The following is an 18,152-nucleotide window of genomic DNA, read 5'->3' as shown; positions in this document are numbered from 1 at the left end:
GTATGAAGAAGACCGGGAGTTCCATTCCCACCGACAAAGGTAAGCCGCGTCCCCATCGGCTGAGCAAGGTCAGGCCGCAGGCGGTTTTCAGGAAAATCATCCTCGCGGAGCTGCGGTATTTTCCCGAAAAACCCTGCACAGCCGGGACACGGCACCTTGTCGAGGTCGGTGGAATGGAATCCCCGGCATCCACATACATAAAAGACAAGTAATATGGATCTGAACAATGCAGAGATTGCCGTGACCACACAGCATCTCATTGACATAAAGGATTACAGGGACTACTGGCTGCACCTGTCCGACTACAGCGACATGGGCGAGTTCCTGAGTGCCTGTTCCGACCTGTTTCCCGGGGAAAAGGAACCGGAATACCGGTATCCGAAATGGGAAAACATTCCGGACACACTGATCAGCCGTGAATGGCTCTGTCCCAACTTCTTCGAGATCAGGGATGCCCTTGAAAGGCTCGAAGAGGAAGAAACGGAGTTTTTCATAAGCTGGAGCAGAAGTTACGGATATGACATCACCACGGATGACCCGCACATGATGGTATCACACTACCATGACCTGTACGGGGATACCGTCACGGAAACGGAAGAAGACGCGGACACGGGAGAAGATGCCCTGATATACACGGGCGTATCAAGCTACTACTGCGACATGCTTACATTCCGTTACGAAATATTTGATGACAATTATGACTAAAAGACAAAAGATATGGAAATCAACTTCAAAGGACCTGTAATGCCTATCGACCCATACTCGCAGCTGGCATTCGTGGAAATACTGAACATACTACTGACGGCGGGACACATCGTGGATGTGAACCGCTTCCTCATAAGCAGGAATGTCAATCCGCAGTTCGGCTCACTGTCAGGCTATTTCAGATGGTCGTTCGCCGGAGACCATTTTACCCTCTGGCAACGCACGGACTACAATTCAACGCTATGTTTTAACCACAGGATACTCGATCTGCCTTTCGGTGTCCTGGCAGCAAAAGACAGCGGGAAAGACAAGGAAACGGCAAACTGAAAATGAAACGATATGGAAACTACGATAAAAATACCCAACCGGGAAATCGCGCTCGCGGCATTTGACAGGCTCCGCCGGGAAAAAAGGAAGGATGCCGCACTGAGGCTGGCCGGGTGTATGCTCAGAGGGACATACATATCCCTCGGCATCGGTGATACCGACTGGGAAATAGACACCGCACTGCACAAATGCGGCGGTGAGCCTAAAACCGGATACGGTCATATGGCACATTTCCACTTCGACGGCGAGACGGAAATGGAAACAGAGAAATATGAAAGGCTCAAGGAAGAGAACGAATGACAAGGGAGCGACCGAAAGGTCGCTCTTCTCATTTATAAACGACATGTACGGGAAATAGAATCCTGCCGTACACAGGTAACAGAAATGGAAGAACAGGAAAGACTGACAATGGAATTCGTTAAATCGCTCATGGACAAGTCCTACACGCTGGTATGGGTGGACTACAACGACAATCTCGACAACTGTCGTGACACCATCCAGAAGTGTCTGGAAGAAAGGAGCTGTGAAAGTCTGTGGGAGAAAGTGGACGAATGGTACGGTGACGCCGAATGGGAAGCTGTCCGTGAAATCGTCTCAAAGCTGAAGGATGAATGTATCCGTTTCCATGATTTCGGGGAAGAGGAAGTGGACAAGTTCTTTCAAGAACACGAAGACGAAATCAGGGAAGAAATCTATGACAGAAACGACTCTGACACGCTGAAAGAACTTCTCAAAAACACGGATGACATCCCCGTGCGTGTCGAGATGCTGTCAAACTACGACTGCATCAATTCCAACTGGCTGGAATCGCAGGAAGGATACCGGTACAAGGAATCCTATTTCGGGGATATGATAGACGCGCTGAACCTCAATCCAGCCAAAGTGAAGAAAATGCTGGTGGAGAAAGGCTACACGGTATATGGCCGGTTCCCCGACAAAAAATACAGGGACGGCAAGGAACAGGTATCCTATGAACAGTTCTACCATGAACTCATCAACTCCTGCTGCGGTGCCAACCTGCTGACCTATATCGGCAAGGTAAGCCTGCAGGAACTTTATGATGCCGGATTCTCGCTTGGGGAAGTCATTATTCCCAAAGGCAACTGCTGCGGCATCTTCAGCTCCATGTACGGCGGTGGAAGTCTCCTGGAAATGGAACTCCTGAAAGATGTCAGACTGAAACTGGAAGTCAGGGACTATCACGGATTCCGCTTCCGTCTTGACAGCGAGAACTCAAAATATGAATGCTCCATCAAGCATGTGTACGGGGTATGCGATTCCTTCTTCGGAGAAAAGATAGGTCTTGTCGCTTCATAAATCAAGTATGGTCACTTAAAGATATCAAATCATGGAAAAGAAATATGCAATCATCCTATTCAAGGGAAAAGAATACCTGTGCGGACACGAAGACGGCTGCCATTACGATGTGTCCTGCCCGGTGAGGACATTCACTGAAGGAGAAGACGACTTCAAAATTCAGGAATCCGGGAAAAACCGGTCTGAAAGGACATTCCGGTACCATGAAAAGGAATTCAGGCTTGTCACCGGCTTCTACCCGAACGGATGGCCGGTTCTGAGTCTGGAATCACCGGACAACGGGGAACTATACACGGTACTTACCGTCAATCTGGAAGACTCCCCGGCATTCGGGATTCCCGACAAGGCATTCATTGACACCAACAACAATCCGGAAGCGATGGAATTCCTCATAAGGAACAGCCTTGCCGAAGACACGGGATACAGACGCAAAAGCGGATGGGTGGAATACCCGATGGCAAGGCTGAACCTGGCTGAACTGTACCGGTTGTCACCGGAATCGTTCGAGAACCAGGAATAAGAATCAACAACAGAAATCATTAACCAAATCATAGGAGTTATGGCAAAATACGATGTAAGAGTAAGGTACTCCTTCGAGGGTACCTACAAGGTCGTGGCGGAAGACCGCGACGAGGCGGAAAGAATGATAGCGGAAGACTGCGGCCTGGTACTGGGCGGCAACATACACACTACCCGCGATGACGACGAGGTGACAGACTGGAGATTCGGCTCTCACCCCGACATGCAGATCCTGTCTGTCAGGGAACGGGACGGTAAAGGCAAGGTCAGATACACATCCATGTGTTTCAGCGACAGGATTGAAGAACTGCGTAAGGACATAATCGAAGCCATCAAGCAACTGCTCGATGCGCACGGACTGAAAGAAATCTCATTCTGTGACAGCAATGACGATCCGGTATGGGTCATCTGGTTCGGGAAAAACGGAGATCCGTATGAATGCTGGGTAACGAAGCTTAAAGTTACGGAGGATAGTATGACAGTAATCGCATTGGAGAAGGAAAGCGGGGACGAAGTGGCCTGCTACACTCCCTACGACCTCGGAGCCAGCAACATTGATTGGCTTAATCAAATGTACGAAGCAGTAAGGCTTCGACTTGAAAATACAAAAGGAAACTCTTGAAACGAAAGACAATATGGCAACAAAAATCAATATGGACAGATACGTCTGGGAAGGATGGACTGTCGGAGCGTTCATCAGGGAACTGGCCCCGCAGGTGGAAATGATCATGAGCGGGCAAAGCTGGAGGGAACCTTTCAGGAACAAACAGGAACTGGCGGACTGGTGCAGAGACAACCAGCCCTATTACAAGAAAAGGATCCCTGAAGTGAACAGCTATTTTGCAAGGATGTATAACCTTAAATAAAAACAACATTATGAAATATCAAGCGGAAAATGCAGTCTCGAGCTTCTTCTACTATATGTGGAATGCCTGGTGCGAGGAAGAGTGCAGGACAGTATTCAAGGAAATGCACCCACACTTTTGGGAAAAATGGTCTCTGATGACGGACAAGGGAATATTCGGAGCCGCTGAACGGTTCTATGCGGAACTGACGGACCGTTACAGGGAAAAGCTGGTGGAACGGGCCGTCAGCCTGTATGACGGCAAAGCCAGACGCAAACACCCGGACGATTCCGAAATCAAGGTGTGCAATGATTGCGGTTCAACGGAGATTGAAATCCAGGCATGGGTGGATGTAAACACGAATGAATACCACAGTGACGTGGACGATGACATCTGGTGTTCCCGCTGTGAGGACAATGTGGAAACCTGCTCCAAACAATCCTTTCTGGAAAAGATGCAGGAATGGTGGAAATCCAACAGCACCGATAACCTTGAATACCTGACCGGATTCAAGACATCCGATTTCCCTTCAGCCAATTCCGGACAGACATTCGCCGAGGCCGCCGACGAATGGTGGAACGGCAAAAACTATGACGAGAAGAGGAACATATACCTGACAAACAATTAAAGACAACGGTTATGGCACGGAACATCATTGACCTGATCTGCAACTCATGCAGTTGCGGTAAGGAAGAGGCACAGGAATACCTGGACGACGAGATAAGAAACCTGCAGGAACTTCAGGAAGACAACGACCTGAGAAGCGAAGACTTCGAAATCGCGTGCAGCAACCTCGGACTCGACCAGGACTGGCAGATATATTTCATCAACCGTCTTGCGGGACTTTAATATCTACACTATGACTTATTTTCAGAACATACACTCACTGGCGGAGCTGAAAAAAGAATACCGCCGTCTGGCAATGCTTCACCACCCGGACAAGGGTGGTGACACTGCCCTCATGCAGCAGGTGAATACCGAATTCGGAAAGCTGTTCGAGGTCTGGAAAGACAAGCCTTGCATTTCCACAACCCCGACAGGCTACGAACACGACTTTCAGGATGCCACCGCAAAGGAATACACCGAATACGTGTACAATGAATACCGCTGGAAAGGGCGCAACTACAACGGGCAGTCCGCGCCGGAAATCACGGAACTGGTCAGGGCATGGCTCAAGGAGACCTATCCGAGATACACCTTCTCGGTCCGCAGGGACGGATACAACTCAATCCTTATCCGGCTGATGAAAGCGGACTTCGAGGCTTTCACCAGAGAGTCCGGAAAGGTACAGGGAGACATCAACCACTACAACATCCAGGCATCGGACAGTCTGACCGACCGGGCCAAGGAGGTGATGACAAACGTCAGGGACTTTGTCATGTCGTACAACTTTGATGAAAGCGACCCAATGACGGACTATTTCCACACCAACTTCTACCTCACGCTCGGAATCGGCAGCTACAGACAGCCGTACCGGATGGAACTGCCGAAGATTACGGGAAAAGACAGTCCTGAAGTGTTCAGGTTTCCCGAGGGACCTGCACACAAGGCTATGCGTCAGGCACTGGGCAAAGCCCGGTTCGGCTTCATCGAAAGCCGGAGACATATCGGGGAAATGATACTCGGAGAAGACTTTTACGGTTCACAGGGCGAACATTATTTCTGGCCCAAGGAGTATTCAAGCGCGAAGACGGCACAGAAACGCATCGGGAAACTGGAGGCAGCCGGAATGCGCTGCGAACTGACAGGCTGCAACAGCGGATACATACGCCTGCTCGGATATACTCCGGAGACGGAAAGCAGTCTGGAACGGGAAAGACAGGAATATGCCACAGCATACCGGAAGTGGGTGTCAGAACACGGCGTATCCCCAAATACGGGAACAATACACCAGAACATTTCAAATCCAATCAGACAGATACAATTATGACAAACAGGGAAATCATCAGAGAACTGAAACGCCACGGTTACAGCCGGGTGGACATTGATACGGACAGTAGAGCCGCAAAGACTTTCTACACATACCGTGGCGGGCTTCACATAAACGGTACGGGAAACCTGTCATTCCATATCGTACCGCCACAGGACAGTCTCGGACTGGGACGGTTTGCAATATGCGCCACCCGGAACGGGGAAAGCTCACAACTGGGGACAGACCATGCCCCGTTCTTTTTCCGGTGGCTGTTCGCCTTCCTCAAAGGTGAGAGAAAAGAGAAAGAGATAATAGAAGAAATATGTACCGACAGAAGAACTGAATAGAAATATGAAAGTAAAAGTATTGAAATACAAGTTTGACGGCAACACCATCGTTGCCCCATACATGGAACTTGAACCGTATGCGGAGAATGTATTCATCTCGCTGGCAAGAAAAAACGAATATGGAAACGAAAGTGAAGACAGTTTCCATGTAATCTGCAAGATAGGTGATATCCATTTTTCCTGTGGACAATATTCACGCAGAATCCTTGACAAGGAGGGGCACCGGAAAGAAGCAGCGACCTATTGCAGAAACTGGATTGAAAACACCCTGAAGGATGCAGAGGATGGAAAAATCATCCCACTCTTGTCTGTCCATGTATTCAATGCCCTCGGTCTTGACTCCACCCCTTTGGTACAGGCCCGTGAGACGTATGCAAAAAGGCAGGAAGAAAAGCGTCTGGAACGGAAAAGAAAAGAAGAACAGGAAAGAAAGGAAAAAGAATCCCGATGGCATCAACAACTCGACGAAAACAAACGGAAATTCCTGAACGGTGAGAAAATAACGGCAGAAATGTTTCTTGAAATCACAGGAAGGGACGGCTTTGACATCCATATCAGAACCAAAGGGACATTCAACCGACATGTAACAGCAATTGACCGGAACGGAACCGTCAGTTTCAGAAAATACAAAGGCCGCCGTACTCCCGACTTTACCGGATGTCATAAGGCTGTAACAGACTATCTTGCATTCCTTGCCGAAGATGAAATCAGCCAATAAAATCCAAAGCGGTAACAGCCATCCTATGCAACTGTTACCGCTATTATTAGGACATATCAGGATTTACAGCTTCCTGTTCAGTATCATCGCCAAGGGATAGATAAACTGGTTATAGGCCTTGAGCTTCTTCAGATCCAGCACATACCCTGCATAGGGATTGGTACAGTCCGAATAGAAAAATACGTCGGTAAAACCCGCATGTTCCTTTATGATTTCACCTTCCAGGGGAATCTCGTCCACATCAAACTCCTCCAGAGGCAGTTCCTCCAGGCGGGCATATTCCCCATTGCCCAACACATTGAGGTTACGGTTGAACAGCACGTATCCCCGCTTACTGTAATCCACACGCATACCATACGGACGCTCCACAAGGAAAGCATCCGCAGCTTTCTTTATATAATCTTCCATGATTTTTCAAATTAGGATTTGCAAAAATACACCATTCCTTTGTCAAAGACGAACAAATCAAAGGGTTTCTCACCGATATGCCTGCAAGAAAATACAACGACACATAACCTGTATATTTTATTTTCCTCCCTGCAAAGGTAGTCCCGTGTCCAACGTACCCGGACAAGGTCAGGCCCCTATGGGGTTGGCTGAAAGAAAATCATCCTCGCCGGTGGCTGCGGTATTTTCTTTCGCCAAACCTTGCGGGTACGGTCACGGGACAGTCAGGCAGGCGAAAAATAAAAAATACCGGCTCCCGGAGCCGGACGTGTTTAACAGATAAAATACAATGACTCATGAAAATCCTGAATGAAGAACATTTCCAGAATGTAAAGCGTTACGCCGAATCCATCGGTGACACATCACTCCAGAACTGTCTGGACAGACTGAAAAAATGGGAGGAAAATCCAGACCATCCAAGCGAAATCTCGCTCTATTATGACCATGCACCGTACTCGTTCGGCTTCACGCAACGCTATCCCGACGGAAGCATCGGCATCGTAGGCGGTCTGCTCTATCACGGAATACCGGACCAGTCTTTTGCCGTGACACTTGAACCGTTCCACGGATGGCAGATACATACCTGAAAAAAATAGACAATCATAGTATTAACTTTATAAAATTCAAGATTATGGAAGCAATGGCAGTATTGGAAAAACAACAGCAGTTTGATTTTCAGAACAACGGAATCGAAGTAATGAACTTCGAGACTCTCCAGCGTACCTACAAAGAAAATGACATCTACGGCAAGCCTGTCCAGGGCATCTATCACTACCAGGTCCTGCAGCGTATGATGGACATTTGCGAGAAGTACAACCTCGATTACGAGGTGGAAGAAATCTTCGCGGCACAGAACAGGAACAAGACACAGCCGGGAGTAAGCATTCTCCCGCAGGTGGAACAGACACTTGGTGAAAAAGCAGTGGAAGCCCACATCCTCCGACGCATCTTCGCTACCATCCGGATCAAGGACTGGGAAACGGACGAGCTGACAACAACGCTGGTCGTCGCCTACCATCAGGACGGCATACAGGCTGCCATAGGCCCGTGCGTGAAAGTATGCCATAACCAGTGTATCCTCTCGCCGGAAAGGAGCATCTGCAATTACGGAAAGAACAAGGTGACAACGGAAGGGGTATTCGAGACGGTGGACGGATGGCTGGCAAACTTCGAGGTGAACATGAACGAGGACATCGCAAGGATTCAGCGACTGAAACGCAGAATCGTCTCACTGGAGGAAGTATATATGTATATCGGACTGCTGACAGCGTTGCGTGTCTCCCATGACAGTTCGGACAGGAACCTGTCATCCTCCGTGGAAACCTACCCGCTGAACCAGAGCCAGATTTCCATCTTCACGGAAGAGGTGCTGAAACTGGTCCGCGAAAAGGGACAGGTTACCGCTTGGGACTTGTATAATGTAGCGACTGAGATATATAAGCCGGGCAGAACGGATTTCCCGGCACTGATTCCGCAGAACGGAGCCATGGCGGAACTCCTGCTTTCCCGTCTGCCCGCAGAGGTGGAAATACAGGATGCGGTTCTGGTAAGTTGAACGGCAACAGAATTGGATTTCATTCTATATATAAAAATTAGAGCTGAGTGACAAACTCGGCTCTAATTTAATGGTTGGATGAGGAACAACGTTAAACTGTTATCTATTTTTTGCTTTGTAACCTATTAAATTAATTTTAGAGACAATTGGTAAGTATATTTGATTATTCTTTCCTTTTTCTATCGAATGGATATTCTTCTTTCCATGAATTTTCTTTTATGGTATAGATGTAGTTTCTATCTTCAAAGACCTCATTGCTTATTTGACGAAAAGTAGCGGCGTCGATATCATTCAGTTGCTTCCTGTCAAAGAAGACATGATGTTTGTCGATTACAATGCGCCCGTAAAAATAGAATGTGGCATTATTTACGTCCAATGAGTCTTTGAGGAAAGGTTCTCCATTCAAGAAGAGCATATCATTAACTAAATACTTGCCGACACCGATTTCCTCAAAACGCCGAATATCTATATCCCGGACAATTACAGAATCACCATAAATGACATTCCTGCCATTACGGAAATAACTGTAACCCGCCTCGATAGGATATTGCAAGGAGTCTATGCGACATAAATCCCACGCTTGAGTTTTATTATTATACACGGTCAGATAGACATAGTTCTTGTCAATAAACCAGTCCTCCCCTATAATTCTAAAACTGTTTCTGTCAACATCCGTTCTCTTATCATAGTGATAAACGTAGTCTTTATCCCTAATCCATTCGTCCTGTCTGGAACCGAGACGATACACAAAGTATTCTGCTGTTTCGACGTCTATACCACTGTGAGAAGGGCTTATGTAGGAACTGTATGAACCGTTACCCGAATAGTCTCGGATATAAACATTGTCTTTATCCACAGCGACTCCACTGGCATTGATATGGAATGTTTTGACATCTACGTTTTCTATCAACTTGTCTCCAAACCAGACATGGGTTGCATCCTTTGCCCATTGGTTATCTAATACAGTAAATGTTGATTCGTCCACATCTTTGAGATAGCCCCAACTGCCGTGATTTATCAATTCAAGCGAGTGTTCAACCGAGATATAGTATATTCCTCTGATATTTTTATAGTAGGTATAATAATCACTATTAACTTTACTACCTCTGGGAATAGGAAAAACAAAATACAACGACACACAAACACACAGACCAATTACGGAAGCTATAATTACTATTTTGGAATACTTCTTTAATTCTTGTTTTTTCATCGCTTGCCTCCTTTCCGCCAAATTAAACATAGGCATCTCAAAATTGTGTGATTTTGATATTTAAGTACAAATATATGTATTTCAGTGGATTTTCAATCGTATGATAAGTCAGTATATAACAAATACAGAGAAAGACAGTCGGCTCGATGCCGAAAGATTCTCCATTTTCTTTTATTCTTCAAAAAGCAGCATATATTCCACCTTCCTTCTTCGTTCAATGCTCGGCACTACTTTGCCTTTGTAGCACCGGAAGGAGATATACTCTTTATAGATATTCCGGTCTCCGGTCTCCAGCTTCTTCAACAATTTGCTTTTGGGCATTTTGCCGTAACCTTTCAGACGGTATGCCCCCACATTATAGCTCAAAACAGCGGCGATCAATGAATCACGTCCCAGATAACTGAACATACGGCACAGCTTACGTAAATCCGCTCTCAGAATTGAATCCCCCTGTTCTTTAGTAATGTCATTGGTCAGCCTTTCCCCGGGAAGGACCTTATGCCCGTACCCGACATAAGGCCAGTGTCTTTTTTCTCCATGCCAACCCTCGAACCGCTTGATACACTCGACCGCAAGGCTGAACCTGTCCTGGTTCTCCTTTACCGGATTTTCCGCCCGCAACGGTATGCTACCGAAACAGGCTATGGCGAAAAACGCCGCAAACAATCTTGCTCTTATTCCCATAGGCAGGTCAGGTTCATTGTGATACGATGACGACAGGCTGTTCCTTACCGCCGGAGGTAACCACGGTATCCTCATCCTCCGTCTCATTGTTGAAATCGAAGGTCAGCTGGAAAAGCTGTGCCGGCTCGCTGTTGTCCTCAAAATAGATGTCGATGCTCTGCTGGTCCTCACACTCGGAGATGTAATAAAGGCGGAACACCTCCCTGTCCAGGGGATAACGGTCGTTGGGCAGCAGTACCATCCCGTCGTCCATGCGCAGCTTGCCTTCACCGTCCGGCTGGAAATAGCGGATGGTATAGCGGGCGTCGGAGAACCGTCCTTCCCGTTTCAGTTCACAGCGGATTTCCACAGTCTCGCCTTTCACGATACGCTTGGGAACCGGCATCGTCTCCACCTTAAAGGGATAGGACTGCTGCACGTCAAGGTCATCGCTGCACGAGGTCAATATACTGAAGGTCATGCCCATCAGGGCGCATACAAGGGCAAACAGCCCTTTCTTGTTCATAATCGGTTTCATATTCATTTCTTGTTTTAACGGTTTATAAAAAAAATTACTGTTCAGGCGGAAAATTGCTTTCCAGATATTCGTTCAAGTCCTTGCATCCGGCATACAGGTCGGAACAGTCGTCAATCCTGTCACCGTAGCGTTTCCGAAGGACGGCCAGTGTCCTTTTTCCGGCATCGTCATTGTCCAGGTAGCACCGGATCTTCCCGTAATGGTCCAGATAAGGGAACGAGCGTTCAAGCAGGGCCACCGAATTGAGGACCAGATAGTCCTCACCGCGGCTGATGCCGAGTACCTTCCACGAAAGGAAATCGATGAAACCCTCAAACAGGTTGCAGGTAAGCGAGCCATTGCGGATAACCGAAATATCCTTGGGCGGCAGACACCATTTCATGAACCTGCTCCGTAGCTCATAGCCTCCGCTCATATTCCTGAAGCCGACGGCAAAATACCGCTTGCCGTACAGCCGGAACCGTACTTCCTCGCACTCTGCACGGGCAATTTCGGCAGGAATGCCGCGTCCCTTCAGATAACCGAGCAGGACATTGCAGTACAAGGGACTCCGTACCACTTCCTCAAAGCGGGAAGCCTCTTTCCGCTTTTCTGCCCTGATACCTTTATTCCCTTTTTTCTGTCCGGCATATTCAGGTATTGTGCCTCCATATACTCCGGCGATAAACCTTGCCTGTGCCATGAAGCCGTCACTTCCTGAAAGTTCTCCCGCAAGGGTGAAGATGTCACCTCCATGCCCGGTACCGAAGTCGTGCCATACACCCTTGCGGGTGTTCACATGGAACGAAGGTGTCCTTTCCTCACGGCACGGGGAGAGATACCAGCATTCGTCGCCGTGCCGTCTGACCGGCTCATGTCCCAGACGGGACAGGAATTCCTCAATGGGAATGCCTCTGATCATCTCTATATCCATAGGCGTCTAATTGATGATGAAACGGACTCCAAGCCCGAACTGTGTCGTGAACTTTCCCAGAGAACTGCCCCAAAGCACACGTTCGCGCACATGGGCAAGCAGCACGATACGGTCAGTCACATAGCTTTCCAGTTCCAGCGTCAGGGCTCCGCCATAGACGAAGGCATCCCGGTAGGAAAGCATGGAACCGTCATACAGAACCTTTTCTCCCCAGTTCAATGTCTCATATCCCACCAGGGCGGAACCGCCGACAGAAAGGAAGAATATCTTCGCCGGGTCGGACAGGAACTTCAGGTAATAACCGCCCTCGGCCGTAAACTGGGCCCGTGGAACGGAAGTCCCGCGATAGCCGTAGTTCTTCAGCAGGTATTCCACGCCAGCCACCCAATGGTTGGCCCTTTTCGTATAGCCCGATACGGCAAACCCCGTGTACCAGTCAACCGGAGATTGCAGGCTTCCGGCAAAGCCTCCCCTGAGTTCCACACCCTTCATTCCGGGAAGGTAACGCTGGGCGTATGCCTGCCCCGATGACAGGGCAAGCGATACGCATACGGCAAAAAGAAACAGATACTTCTTCATGGTCATTTCACTTTAAGTTCATTGATCACCCTCGCTCTCACGATATCTTCACTCTCCACGGTGAAGCTCTGGTGACGGCCTCCGCTCTTCTCGTGCATCTCCACCACCAGCATCTTGTCGGCGGGAATGGTGAACTTGTCAAAGACAAAGACGGTACGCTCGTCCTTCTTTCCGGCAACAGCCGTGGCATAGTTGTAGGCACGCAGCGGAAATATCACCTGCTCCTGGATGGCCGTGCGCTTGAGTACCTTCTTGTCCACAATCTTGAACGTCACGAAATCCACCTCATAAGGTACGTTCGACGTGTTTTTCACCTGGGTGTGGAAATAGAGCAGCCCGTTGTGGGTATAGAGCCCGCGCAGCAGGTACTGGATGCCGAACGCCTTGCTCCCGATATGCTTGATGTGGCGTCTGTTATCCTTGTGGATGGCCTTGGATATAAGGTGTACCAGCTTGGGCGACTCGCTGCCGAGTTCCTTCAGGTAGATGTCAAGGGCATTGTTCGGGCGGTTCATCTCGCTGCCGTCATGAACAAAATCGGCCATCTCGATGTTGAGCAGCAGAGGCTCGTCGGCATACTTCACATTGAAGGTGTAGAAACTTCCGCTTTCGGTAATCACCGACATGTTGGTCTCCTCACGGAAATTCTTTCTAGTAGCCTTTACCCTGATTACATTCTCTGAACCGTCCGCCTTGCCCGCAATCAGATTCGGAGAACCGAGATCCACGTAACGGACAGCCGAGGGAAAGATGATATGGGTCGTCTTGTCATACGTCACTTCCAGACCGTAAGGCGGAATCATCCGGTCAAAGGTGAGCTTTCTGGACAGTCCGTGATAGAGGTCGCCGTCCTCCTGCTGCGGATAGATATCCGCCTTCAGAGTCAAATCATTTACGGCCGTGGTATCAGCCGACTGTGCATGTGCACTTGCAACGCCGCCTGCGAGGGCAAGCATCAAAAGAATCTTTTTCATGTCTTTACTGTTTTAATGGGTTATTGATTGTTGTTCTGATAAAGCATCAGTCCGTAGCCTGATTTGAGGTGTACCTTCTCCTCGCGCATCTTTTTGGAGATGTACTGCGACACGCCCTGTATGGCCCCTCGTCCAAGCTCGGAGAGAAGCTGGTCGCCTGCCGACTGGTTGGTGATGGAGATGGTCGTGCCGAGATTCTGTCCCATGTTGGCGGCCACTTCCCTTACCGCATTCGCTTCCGTCGAACCGGGAATGAATATCCCGGCCTGTCCGTCACTGTCCAGCACGGTCAGTTCCACGGGAATGACATTGCCGTCATATTCGACCTGCAGGATTTCAATGCCAAGCCGCTCGCCCTGGATACGTCCCTCACCGGTCAGCAGGGTATTGCGGGGAAGCACGTATCTTCCCACACGCATGGCCTCCAGCAGCCTGAGACGCACGCTTTGTCCGCTGATAACGGTCTGGTCGCCATGCACACAGGCCCGTATGGTATTCCTCGCCATCTGTGTCCCGGCACTGCCCACAGCCGTATGGAAGCCGATATCAGCACCGGAAAGCAGTCTCGCGAACTGTACCGAATCGGTAAGAGGCTGAGGAAGGGACGACACGACCGGAGAGGACACCAGCCCGACGGGAACGGCTTTCGCCTTCCTCTCCCTTGAGGGACTTTCCGTCTCCTGACTGTCCGCTGTTCCCGTGCTGCCGCCCGAAGGCATATATTTGGCGGCAAGTTCATAGGACTTCTCCAGCAGAGCCACCTGTTCCTCGTAGCTCGGTCCGGCCGTCTGCGCTGCGGCAGCCTGTCGGAGCTGTTCCACCTCTGCTTTCAGGGCTTCCTTTTCCGGGTCTTCCTCAGGACTCTCGTAAAAACTGCCGAGAGTGGCGTTGATGTCATTGTAAGCCGAGGCTGAAGAGGCGAAGGCTCCCGTCCTGCCGTTTCCTCCTGAATGGTACGCACGGCTTTCATTTTCACTTGCAATGTCCTGCGCCGGTTCTGTTTCCGGGACATTATCCTGTCTGTGTCCATCGGTCAGGGCGGAGAAGTCGGCCAGCGTACGCTTCTTCTCCTCCTGCCGGCGAATCATGTCCGCCTGCTCATAGGCAGCCATCTTGTCCGCCTCTATACCCGTACCTTTCGGATCTGGAAGTTCGGCATTGAAGCCCGTCTTCCTTTCCGCCTCCTGCCTGTCTTTCTCGGACGGGGCGAAAATTAGCCACATGCACCCGAGGAACAGCAGGAACATACCTGTGAAAACCAGATATTTCCTGATTTTCTGCTTCTGTTTCAATTTTTCTGCATCTGTACTCATAATCTTACTTGTTGAACTGGTTAAAAAACTCTTCCATCTCACGGACTTTCATATCGGAGAGGGTATCCGCAGGCACAAAGTCGGGAACCTCAAGCGGGGTTATCCTGATGATGTCCTGCCGGGCATCCTCCCGTCCGATGTCATAAATCGCACGGAAAATCATGTAGAAATTCACCAGCGCGAAAAGGGAAACCATCACGATGACGGCGATTGCCCTCTGACGGGGTGTGAGTCTGTCACAAAGGCCGCGCAGCCTGCCCCCGATACATTCCTTGAACTTTACATACATTTTTCTCATACATACATTGTTTTATCTGTCATACATTCTGATATCCCTGTTCTCCAGCACATGGAACCCTTCCAGGATGAACCCGTGCGGATTGTTGTCACTGCGGGTGGAATTCCGCAACCTGCCATGCGTGACAAGACTGCGTTCCGTCACGCTCTTCTCACGGATGATGAAAAGGCGTGCGTATGTCATGACATCATACGGATAGGTGTTGAAGTCGCATTTCACGCTGTCTATCTCGATACGCTGGCTGACATTGCCCGAAATTATTCTATTGTAGTAACCCTGTTCGGCCAGATCCCCGTAATGGGAATAGGCGGAACGGTCACTCAGGAACATGGCACGCTGCACATTCCCCTCGATGGCACTCTTGTCAGGGGCCAGCGTGAAGAACAGCTCATGGAAACGTCTGACATGTTCCCTTGCCTCCACGGGACGGTTCTGCTCCAGGTCCTGCGAGAGGGCGAGCATGAGCGACTTCCCCTCATCCAGCACATAGATCTTCTGGCGCTGGGCTTCGGCAAAACTGTATGCCTTCCACACGGAATAGCCCACAAGCAGGGTGCAGACACCCAGATAGACTATTCCGAACAGGCGCAGATGCCGGAAGCTGGTCTCGATATTTTTCAATGATTTGAATTCCATTCTTATTCGTTTTATGATTGTTACTTGATTAGTCTTCCGGCCACATTTCCTACAGTAGCACCTGCGGCACCGCCCACAATGGAGCCTGTCTTGGAAGCAGCCTGATTCACGTTCTTGCCGTAATTTCCCGCACCTCCACCGGCCTGAACAATCCAGTTGGCCACGGTCGGAATCGTGAAATACCCGATGATGCCGATAATCAGGAACGTGATGTACACGGCATTGGAACTGTCCGGAATGAAGTTGGGGTTGGACAGCTGCTCGATGTCCCTCTGAAGCATCAGGGTCTGTATGCGTGCCAGCACGCTGCTGAAAAGATCAGAGACGGGCAGCCACAGATAGATGCTGATATAGCGGACAAACCATTGGCTCAGCGAGGCCTGAAAGCCGTCCCAGCACGAAATGGCAAAGGAAATCGGTCCGAGAATGGAAAGGACAATCAGAAAGAATGTCCTTAGCGTGTCCACCACAAGCGCGGCCGCATTGAACATCAGTTCCAGCAGCTCACGGAAAAAATTCTGCACGGACTTCTTCATGTTGTACATGGCACGGTCCACATACATACCGCAAGCCTCGATAGCGTCCAGAGCTCCCAGTTCATCCAGTTTGTTGTCAAAAGCCTCCTTGTCCACCAGGTAGGCCGTCTCGGGATTCCTCCGCATCGCCTCAATCTCCAGCTTGTCCTTCTGCTGCCGATACTCATTCATGTCAAAGGTCTGCGTCTCCAGAATCCTGTGCGTTCCGGTCACGACGGGTGACAAAATGCTGTTGAGCGTACCCAGCACGATGGTCGGAAAAAACATGATGCAGATACCCAGAGCAAACGGACGCAGCAAAGGGAACACGTCAATAGGTTCGGCCCTGGCCAGTGACTGCCAGACACGATACGCCACATAAAAGAGGGCTCCCAATCCGGCAAGGCCCTTGGCCACGCCGGTCATCTGCGAACAGAGCGGCATCATGTCCGTGTACAGACTTTGCAGGATCTGGTGCAGATTGTCAAAATTCACAGCCAACAATACCATAAGCAATCCTCCTTGAAATTACCAGTAGCGTTCGTTGGGTGAACCGTACAGAGCCATCACACGGTCAAGATCATTCTGTTTCTTGGCACGCAGGTACGACACGCCGATGTTCTTGTTGGTATAGTACTGCACCAGACTGCGGTATTGCAGCATGTCGGTATAACAGCGGTCGATGATGTCCATACGTTCCTTGTCGTTCATCGAAAGGCCGTTCTCGTTGACCACCGTCTTCAGGTCCGTCAGCAGATTGGCACTCTCCTCCAGCAGCTTCGTGTAGCCGAGGGCGATGGCACTCAGTTCCTCAGGGGTGAAATAAGGGTCACTGAGCATACGCTCATAACTGGTCACATAAATTTCCGTGATGTCGCCGACCATCAGGATGGTCTGCTGCACCTTGCGGGCATCGCGTACCAGATTCTTCACTTTCCTAAGACCGTCATAATACTCCTTGCCCTGCTGGTAAATCTTTACCGTTTCTTGGAAATTCTTGACCATGTTGCTTGCCGTCGAGGACGTGTGGACGATGTTCTTGGCGGCATTGATGATGCCCTGGGCAAGATTCCCGGGGTCGGTCACTACCCATTGGGCGTGTGCCCTGCCTGCCGAAAGGAGGCAGATACAGCATAAGGCTGTCATAATTCTTTTCTTCATGTCGTTAATCTTTAATGGTTGATAAATCTTTTCCGTTAGTTCAGAGTCCCATCTTTCGACCTTTCGGCTTAGGACGGACGTTGATGTGCGGTTTTCTCCGCAGTGTTGTTTCCGAAGAGACCGTGCGGGCAGGCCTGATATTTCTGAAGAACTCATCCGCATAAGGACGTCTGCCGGTCATCCTGACAAATCGGGCATCCAGTTCCCGGTAAGCCTTCTCCGCCTGTTTCCGTATCACATCCTCCGGACTGCTCCTGTCAATGCCGTATTTCACGAGAAAATCCGGGCGGATATGTATCGGGTCATGTACGGAACCTGGCGAGGCGGCAATACTGCCCAGCCTCTCCAGTTCCCCGTTCAGCTTGTCAAGGTATTCAGCCGGAGGACGGGGACATACACTTTCAAAAATCTTCTCCACCGCGTGTGTCAGTCTTGCATCCACCTCCAGAATGTCGGGTACTTCCCCCGTCTGCCTCTTCCGCAGGTATTCGTCAGGAGCCATCCCTTCAAGCTGATGGAACAGACGGTAATCCTCCGTGAGCCCGTAATAGTCCTGTATGGAAAGAGGAATATTCCAGCCCTGCATCAGGGACCAGTAGAGAGATGACACGACCTCACGGCGTTTGCTTTCATTAGATTCCAGATCGCTATACATAAATT

Annotated in this window: 28 protein-coding genes; 15 read left to right on the top strand and 13 right to left on the bottom strand. The window is 49.7% G+C overall.

What is annotated here, in order from left to right:
• The first annotated feature begins 2 nt into the window (after positions 1–2).
• From DWY55_RS13370 to DWY55_RS13310, 13 genes are all read left to right on the top strand, one after another.
• Positions 3–212, top strand: a complete 210-nt coding sequence (locus tag DWY55_RS13370; protein ID WP_225226238.1) for a hypothetical protein — start codon at positions 3–5, stop codon at positions 210–212.
• Position 213: 1 nt separating this feature from the next.
• Complete coding sequence (locus DWY55_RS13365) at positions 214–705, top strand: hypothetical protein (RefSeq protein WP_057254243.1); 492 nt, start codon at positions 214–216, stop codon at positions 703–705.
• A gap of 12 nt (positions 706–717) precedes the next feature.
• On the top strand, positions 718–1,032 hold the full coding sequence (locus DWY55_RS13360) for a hypothetical protein (RefSeq protein WP_005801751.1): 315 nt from the start codon (positions 718–720) through the stop codon (positions 1,030–1,032).
• A 12-nt stretch (positions 1,033–1,044) separates the two neighbouring features.
• Positions 1,045–1,332, top strand: coding sequence for a hypothetical protein (locus DWY55_RS13355; protein ID WP_055300433.1), 288 nt, complete (start codon positions 1,045–1,047; stop codon positions 1,330–1,332).
• An 84-nt stretch (positions 1,333–1,416) separates the two neighbouring features.
• Positions 1,417–2,349 carry a hypothetical protein gene (locus DWY55_RS13350; RefSeq protein WP_005801755.1) on the top strand — a complete coding sequence of 311 codons (933 nt, stop codon included), beginning with the start codon at positions 1,417–1,419 and terminating at the stop codon, positions 2,347–2,349.
• Between the two features lie 31 nt (positions 2,350–2,380).
• Positions 2,381–2,869 carry a DUF4313 domain-containing protein gene (locus DWY55_RS13345; protein ID WP_005801756.1) on the top strand — a complete coding sequence of 163 codons (489 nt, stop codon included), beginning with the start codon at positions 2,381–2,383 and terminating at the stop codon, positions 2,867–2,869.
• 39 nt (positions 2,870–2,908) lie between these two features.
• Positions 2,909–3,490: a hypothetical protein gene (locus tag DWY55_RS13340; RefSeq protein WP_005801757.1), complete on the top strand. Its 582-nt coding sequence runs from the start codon at positions 2,909–2,911 to the stop codon at positions 3,488–3,490.
• Positions 3,491–3,503: 13 nt separating this feature from the next.
• Entirely contained in the window at positions 3,504–3,734 is a 231-nt protein-coding gene (locus DWY55_RS13335; RefSeq protein ID WP_005801758.1) for a hypothetical protein, read from the top strand.
• A gap of 10 nt (positions 3,735–3,744) precedes the next feature.
• Positions 3,745–4,341 (top strand): hypothetical protein, encoded by a 597-nt coding sequence (locus DWY55_RS13330; protein ID WP_072545499.1) that lies wholly within the window; start codon positions 3,745–3,747, stop codon positions 4,339–4,341.
• Between the two features lie 11 nt (positions 4,342–4,352).
• The gene (locus DWY55_RS13325; RefSeq protein WP_005801761.1) at positions 4,353–4,562 is read left to right on the top strand and encodes a hypothetical protein; all 210 of its coding nucleotides are present in this window, start codon (positions 4,353–4,355) and stop codon (positions 4,560–4,562) included.
• 10 nt (positions 4,563–4,572) lie between these two features.
• Entirely contained in the window at positions 4,573–5,643 is a 1,071-nt protein-coding gene (locus DWY55_RS13320; RefSeq protein ID WP_005801763.1) for an LPD29 domain-containing protein, read from the top strand.
• Complete coding sequence (locus DWY55_RS13315) at positions 5,640–5,972, top strand: hypothetical protein (protein ID WP_118686909.1); 333 nt, start codon at positions 5,640–5,642, stop codon at positions 5,970–5,972. The genes DWY55_RS13320 and DWY55_RS13315 overlap by 4 nt, the downstream gene beginning before the upstream one ends.
• A gap of 4 nt (positions 5,973–5,976) precedes the next feature.
• Positions 5,977–6,690, top strand: a complete 714-nt coding sequence (locus DWY55_RS13310; RefSeq protein ID WP_118686908.1) for a hypothetical protein — start codon at positions 5,977–5,979, stop codon at positions 6,688–6,690.
• 63 nt (positions 6,691–6,753) lie between these two features.
• Here DWY55_RS13310 and DWY55_RS13305 read toward each other — a convergent pair whose 3' ends face one another.
• On the bottom strand, positions 6,754–7,098 hold the full coding sequence (locus tag DWY55_RS13305; RefSeq protein WP_118686907.1) for a hypothetical protein: 345 nt from the start codon (positions 7,096–7,098) through the stop codon (positions 6,754–6,756).
• 335 nt (positions 7,099–7,433) lie between these two features.
• Between DWY55_RS13305 and DWY55_RS13295 the strand changes: the two genes are divergently transcribed.
• Both DWY55_RS13295 and DWY55_RS13290 read left to right on the top strand, forming a co-directional pair.
• Complete coding sequence (locus DWY55_RS13295; RefSeq protein WP_055172636.1) at positions 7,434–7,724, top strand: DUF4120 family protein; 291 nt, start codon at positions 7,434–7,436, stop codon at positions 7,722–7,724.
• Positions 7,725–7,768: 44 nt separating this feature from the next.
• Positions 7,769–8,692 carry a DUF932 domain-containing protein gene (locus DWY55_RS13290; RefSeq protein ID WP_118687102.1) on the top strand — a complete coding sequence of 308 codons (924 nt, stop codon included), beginning with the start codon at positions 7,769–7,771 and terminating at the stop codon, positions 8,690–8,692.
• 163 nt (positions 8,693–8,855) lie between these two features.
• Here DWY55_RS13290 and DWY55_RS13285 read toward each other — a convergent pair whose 3' ends face one another.
• From DWY55_RS13285 to DWY55_RS13230, 12 genes are all read right to left on the bottom strand, one after another.
• Positions 8,856–9,902, bottom strand: a complete 1,047-nt coding sequence (locus DWY55_RS13285) for a DKNYY domain-containing protein (RefSeq protein ID WP_165859516.1) — start codon at positions 9,900–9,902, stop codon at positions 8,856–8,858.
• Between the two features lie 171 nt (positions 9,903–10,073).
• On the bottom strand, positions 10,074–10,586 hold the full coding sequence (locus DWY55_RS13280) for a glycoside hydrolase family protein (RefSeq protein WP_118686905.1): 513 nt from the start codon (positions 10,584–10,586) through the stop codon (positions 10,074–10,076).
• A gap of 13 nt (positions 10,587–10,599) precedes the next feature.
• A complete protein-coding gene (locus DWY55_RS13275; RefSeq protein ID WP_118686904.1) occupies positions 10,600–11,103 on the bottom strand; it encodes a DUF3872 domain-containing protein in 504 nt (167 codons plus the stop codon).
• Positions 11,104–11,137: 34 nt separating this feature from the next.
• Positions 11,138–12,016, bottom strand: coding sequence for a toprim domain-containing protein (locus tag DWY55_RS13270; RefSeq protein WP_118686903.1), 879 nt, complete (start codon positions 12,014–12,016; stop codon positions 11,138–11,140).
• Between the two features lie 6 nt (positions 12,017–12,022).
• Positions 12,023–12,595 carry a conjugal transfer protein TraO gene (locus DWY55_RS13265; protein ID WP_072531844.1) on the bottom strand — a complete coding sequence of 191 codons (573 nt, stop codon included), beginning with the start codon at positions 12,593–12,595 and terminating at the stop codon, positions 12,023–12,025.
• Positions 12,596–12,597: 2 nt separating this feature from the next.
• Positions 12,598–13,569 carry a conjugative transposon protein TraN gene (traN, locus tag DWY55_RS13260; RefSeq protein ID WP_118686902.1) on the bottom strand — a complete coding sequence of 324 codons (972 nt, stop codon included), beginning with the start codon at positions 13,567–13,569 and terminating at the stop codon, positions 12,598–12,600.
• A 20-nt stretch (positions 13,570–13,589) separates the two neighbouring features.
• The gene (gene traM / locus DWY55_RS13255) at positions 13,590–14,882 is read right to left on the bottom strand and encodes a conjugative transposon protein TraM (RefSeq protein ID WP_117884659.1); all 1,293 of its coding nucleotides are present in this window, start codon (positions 14,880–14,882) and stop codon (positions 13,590–13,592) included.
• A gap of 4 nt (positions 14,883–14,886) precedes the next feature.
• Positions 14,887–15,180: a TraL conjugative transposon family protein gene (locus tag DWY55_RS13250; protein ID WP_029426964.1), complete on the bottom strand. Its 294-nt coding sequence runs from the start codon at positions 15,178–15,180 to the stop codon at positions 14,887–14,889.
• Between the two features lie 12 nt (positions 15,181–15,192).
• On the bottom strand, positions 15,193–15,816 hold the full coding sequence (gene traK / locus DWY55_RS13245; protein ID WP_029426967.1) for a conjugative transposon protein TraK: 624 nt from the start codon (positions 15,814–15,816) through the stop codon (positions 15,193–15,195).
• A 20-nt stretch (positions 15,817–15,836) separates the two neighbouring features.
• Entirely contained in the window at positions 15,837–16,841 is a 1,005-nt protein-coding gene (gene traJ, locus DWY55_RS13240) for a conjugative transposon protein TraJ (protein ID WP_118686901.1), read from the bottom strand.
• Positions 16,842–16,859: 18 nt separating this feature from the next.
• The gene (locus DWY55_RS13235) at positions 16,860–17,492 is read right to left on the bottom strand and encodes a DUF4141 domain-containing protein (RefSeq protein WP_071149222.1); all 633 of its coding nucleotides are present in this window, start codon (positions 17,490–17,492) and stop codon (positions 16,860–16,862) included.
• A gap of 40 nt (positions 17,493–17,532) precedes the next feature.
• Complete coding sequence (locus DWY55_RS13230) at positions 17,533–18,147, bottom strand: hypothetical protein (RefSeq protein ID WP_055172653.1); 615 nt, start codon at positions 18,145–18,147, stop codon at positions 17,533–17,535.
• Between the last annotated feature and the right edge of the window lie 5 nt (positions 18,148–18,152).

This window comes from Bacteroides sp. AF25-38AC (assembly GCF_003602995.1).
Classification (GTDB): Bacteria; Bacteroidota; Bacteroidia; order Bacteroidales; family Bacteroidaceae; genus Bacteroides; species Bacteroides uniformis.
Note: the sequence above shows the minus strand (reverse complement) of the source record. Positions and strands in the feature narration are given on the sequence as shown.

Excerpts from the sequence above, each read along its gene's own strand:
- DWY55_RS13335 (WP_005801758.1), top strand. The coding sequence starts at position 3,504 with ATGGCAACAAAAATCAATATGGACAGATACGTCTGGGAAGGATGGACT.
- DWY55_RS13295 (WP_055172636.1), top strand. The coding sequence starts at position 7,434 with ATGAAAATCCTGAATGAAGAACATTTCCAGAATGTAAAGCGTTACGCC.
- DWY55_RS13350 (WP_005801755.1), top strand. The coding sequence starts at position 1,417 with ATGGAAGAACAGGAAAGACTGACAATGGAATTCGTTAAATCGCTCATG.
- traJ (WP_118686901.1), bottom strand. The coding sequence starts at position 16,841 with ATGGTATTGTTGGCTGTGAATTTTGACAATCTGCACCAGATCCTGCAA.
- traM (WP_117884659.1), bottom strand. The coding sequence starts at position 14,882 with ATGAGTACAGATGCAGAAAAATTGAAACAGAAGCAGAAAATCAGGAAA.
- DWY55_RS13280 (WP_118686905.1), bottom strand. The coding sequence starts at position 10,586 with ATGGGAATAAGAGCAAGATTGTTTGCGGCGTTTTTCGCCATAGCCTGT.
- DWY55_RS13290 (WP_118687102.1), top strand. The coding sequence starts at position 7,769 with ATGGAAGCAATGGCAGTATTGGAAAAACAACAGCAGTTTGATTTTCAG.
- DWY55_RS13360 (WP_005801751.1), top strand. The coding sequence starts at position 718 with ATGGAAATCAACTTCAAAGGACCTGTAATGCCTATCGACCCATACTCG.
- DWY55_RS13315 (WP_118686909.1), top strand. The coding sequence starts at position 5,640 with ATGACAAACAGGGAAATCATCAGAGAACTGAAACGCCACGGTTACAGC.
- traK (WP_029426967.1), bottom strand. The coding sequence starts at position 15,816 with ATGGAATTCAAATCATTGAAAAATATCGAGACCAGCTTCCGGCATCTG.
- DWY55_RS13275 (WP_118686904.1), bottom strand. The coding sequence starts at position 11,103 with ATGAAACCGATTATGAACAAGAAAGGGCTGTTTGCCCTTGTATGCGCC.
- DWY55_RS13230 (WP_055172653.1), bottom strand. The coding sequence starts at position 18,147 with ATGTATAGCGATCTGGAATCTAATGAAAGCAAACGCCGTGAGGTCGTG.
- DWY55_RS13235 (WP_071149222.1), bottom strand. The coding sequence starts at position 17,492 with ATGAAGAAAAGAATTATGACAGCCTTATGCTGTATCTGCCTCCTTTCG.
- DWY55_RS13305 (WP_118686907.1), bottom strand. The coding sequence starts at position 7,098 with ATGGAAGATTATATAAAGAAAGCTGCGGATGCTTTCCTTGTGGAGCGT.
- DWY55_RS13310 (WP_118686908.1), top strand. The coding sequence starts at position 5,977 with ATGAAAGTAAAAGTATTGAAATACAAGTTTGACGGCAACACCATCGTT.
- DWY55_RS13285 (WP_165859516.1), bottom strand. The coding sequence starts at position 9,902 with ATGAAAAAACAAGAATTAAAGAAGTATTCCAAAATAGTAATTATAGCT.
- DWY55_RS13325 (WP_005801761.1), top strand. The coding sequence starts at position 4,353 with ATGGCACGGAACATCATTGACCTGATCTGCAACTCATGCAGTTGCGGT.
- DWY55_RS13250 (WP_029426964.1), bottom strand. The coding sequence starts at position 15,180 with ATGAGAAAAATGTATGTAAAGTTCAAGGAATGTATCGGGGGCAGGCTG.
- DWY55_RS13355 (WP_055300433.1), top strand. The coding sequence starts at position 1,045 with ATGGAAACTACGATAAAAATACCCAACCGGGAAATCGCGCTCGCGGCA.
- DWY55_RS13340 (WP_005801757.1), top strand. The coding sequence starts at position 2,909 with ATGGCAAAATACGATGTAAGAGTAAGGTACTCCTTCGAGGGTACCTAC.
- DWY55_RS13365 (WP_057254243.1), top strand. The coding sequence starts at position 214 with ATGGATCTGAACAATGCAGAGATTGCCGTGACCACACAGCATCTCATT.
- DWY55_RS13265 (WP_072531844.1), bottom strand. The coding sequence starts at position 12,595 with ATGAAGAAGTATCTGTTTCTTTTTGCCGTATGCGTATCGCTTGCCCTG.
- DWY55_RS13330 (WP_072545499.1), top strand. The coding sequence starts at position 3,745 with ATGAAATATCAAGCGGAAAATGCAGTCTCGAGCTTCTTCTACTATATG.
- DWY55_RS13320 (WP_005801763.1), top strand. The coding sequence starts at position 4,573 with ATGACTTATTTTCAGAACATACACTCACTGGCGGAGCTGAAAAAAGAA.
- traN (WP_118686902.1), bottom strand. The coding sequence starts at position 13,569 with ATGAAAAAGATTCTTTTGATGCTTGCCCTCGCAGGCGGCGTTGCAAGT.
- DWY55_RS13370 (WP_225226238.1), top strand. The coding sequence starts at position 3 with ATGAAGAAGACCGGGAGTTCCATTCCCACCGACAAAGGTAAGCCGCGT.
- DWY55_RS13270 (WP_118686903.1), bottom strand. The coding sequence starts at position 12,016 with ATGGATATAGAGATGATCAGAGGCATTCCCATTGAGGAATTCCTGTCC.
- DWY55_RS13345 (WP_005801756.1), top strand. The coding sequence starts at position 2,381 with ATGGAAAAGAAATATGCAATCATCCTATTCAAGGGAAAAGAATACCTG.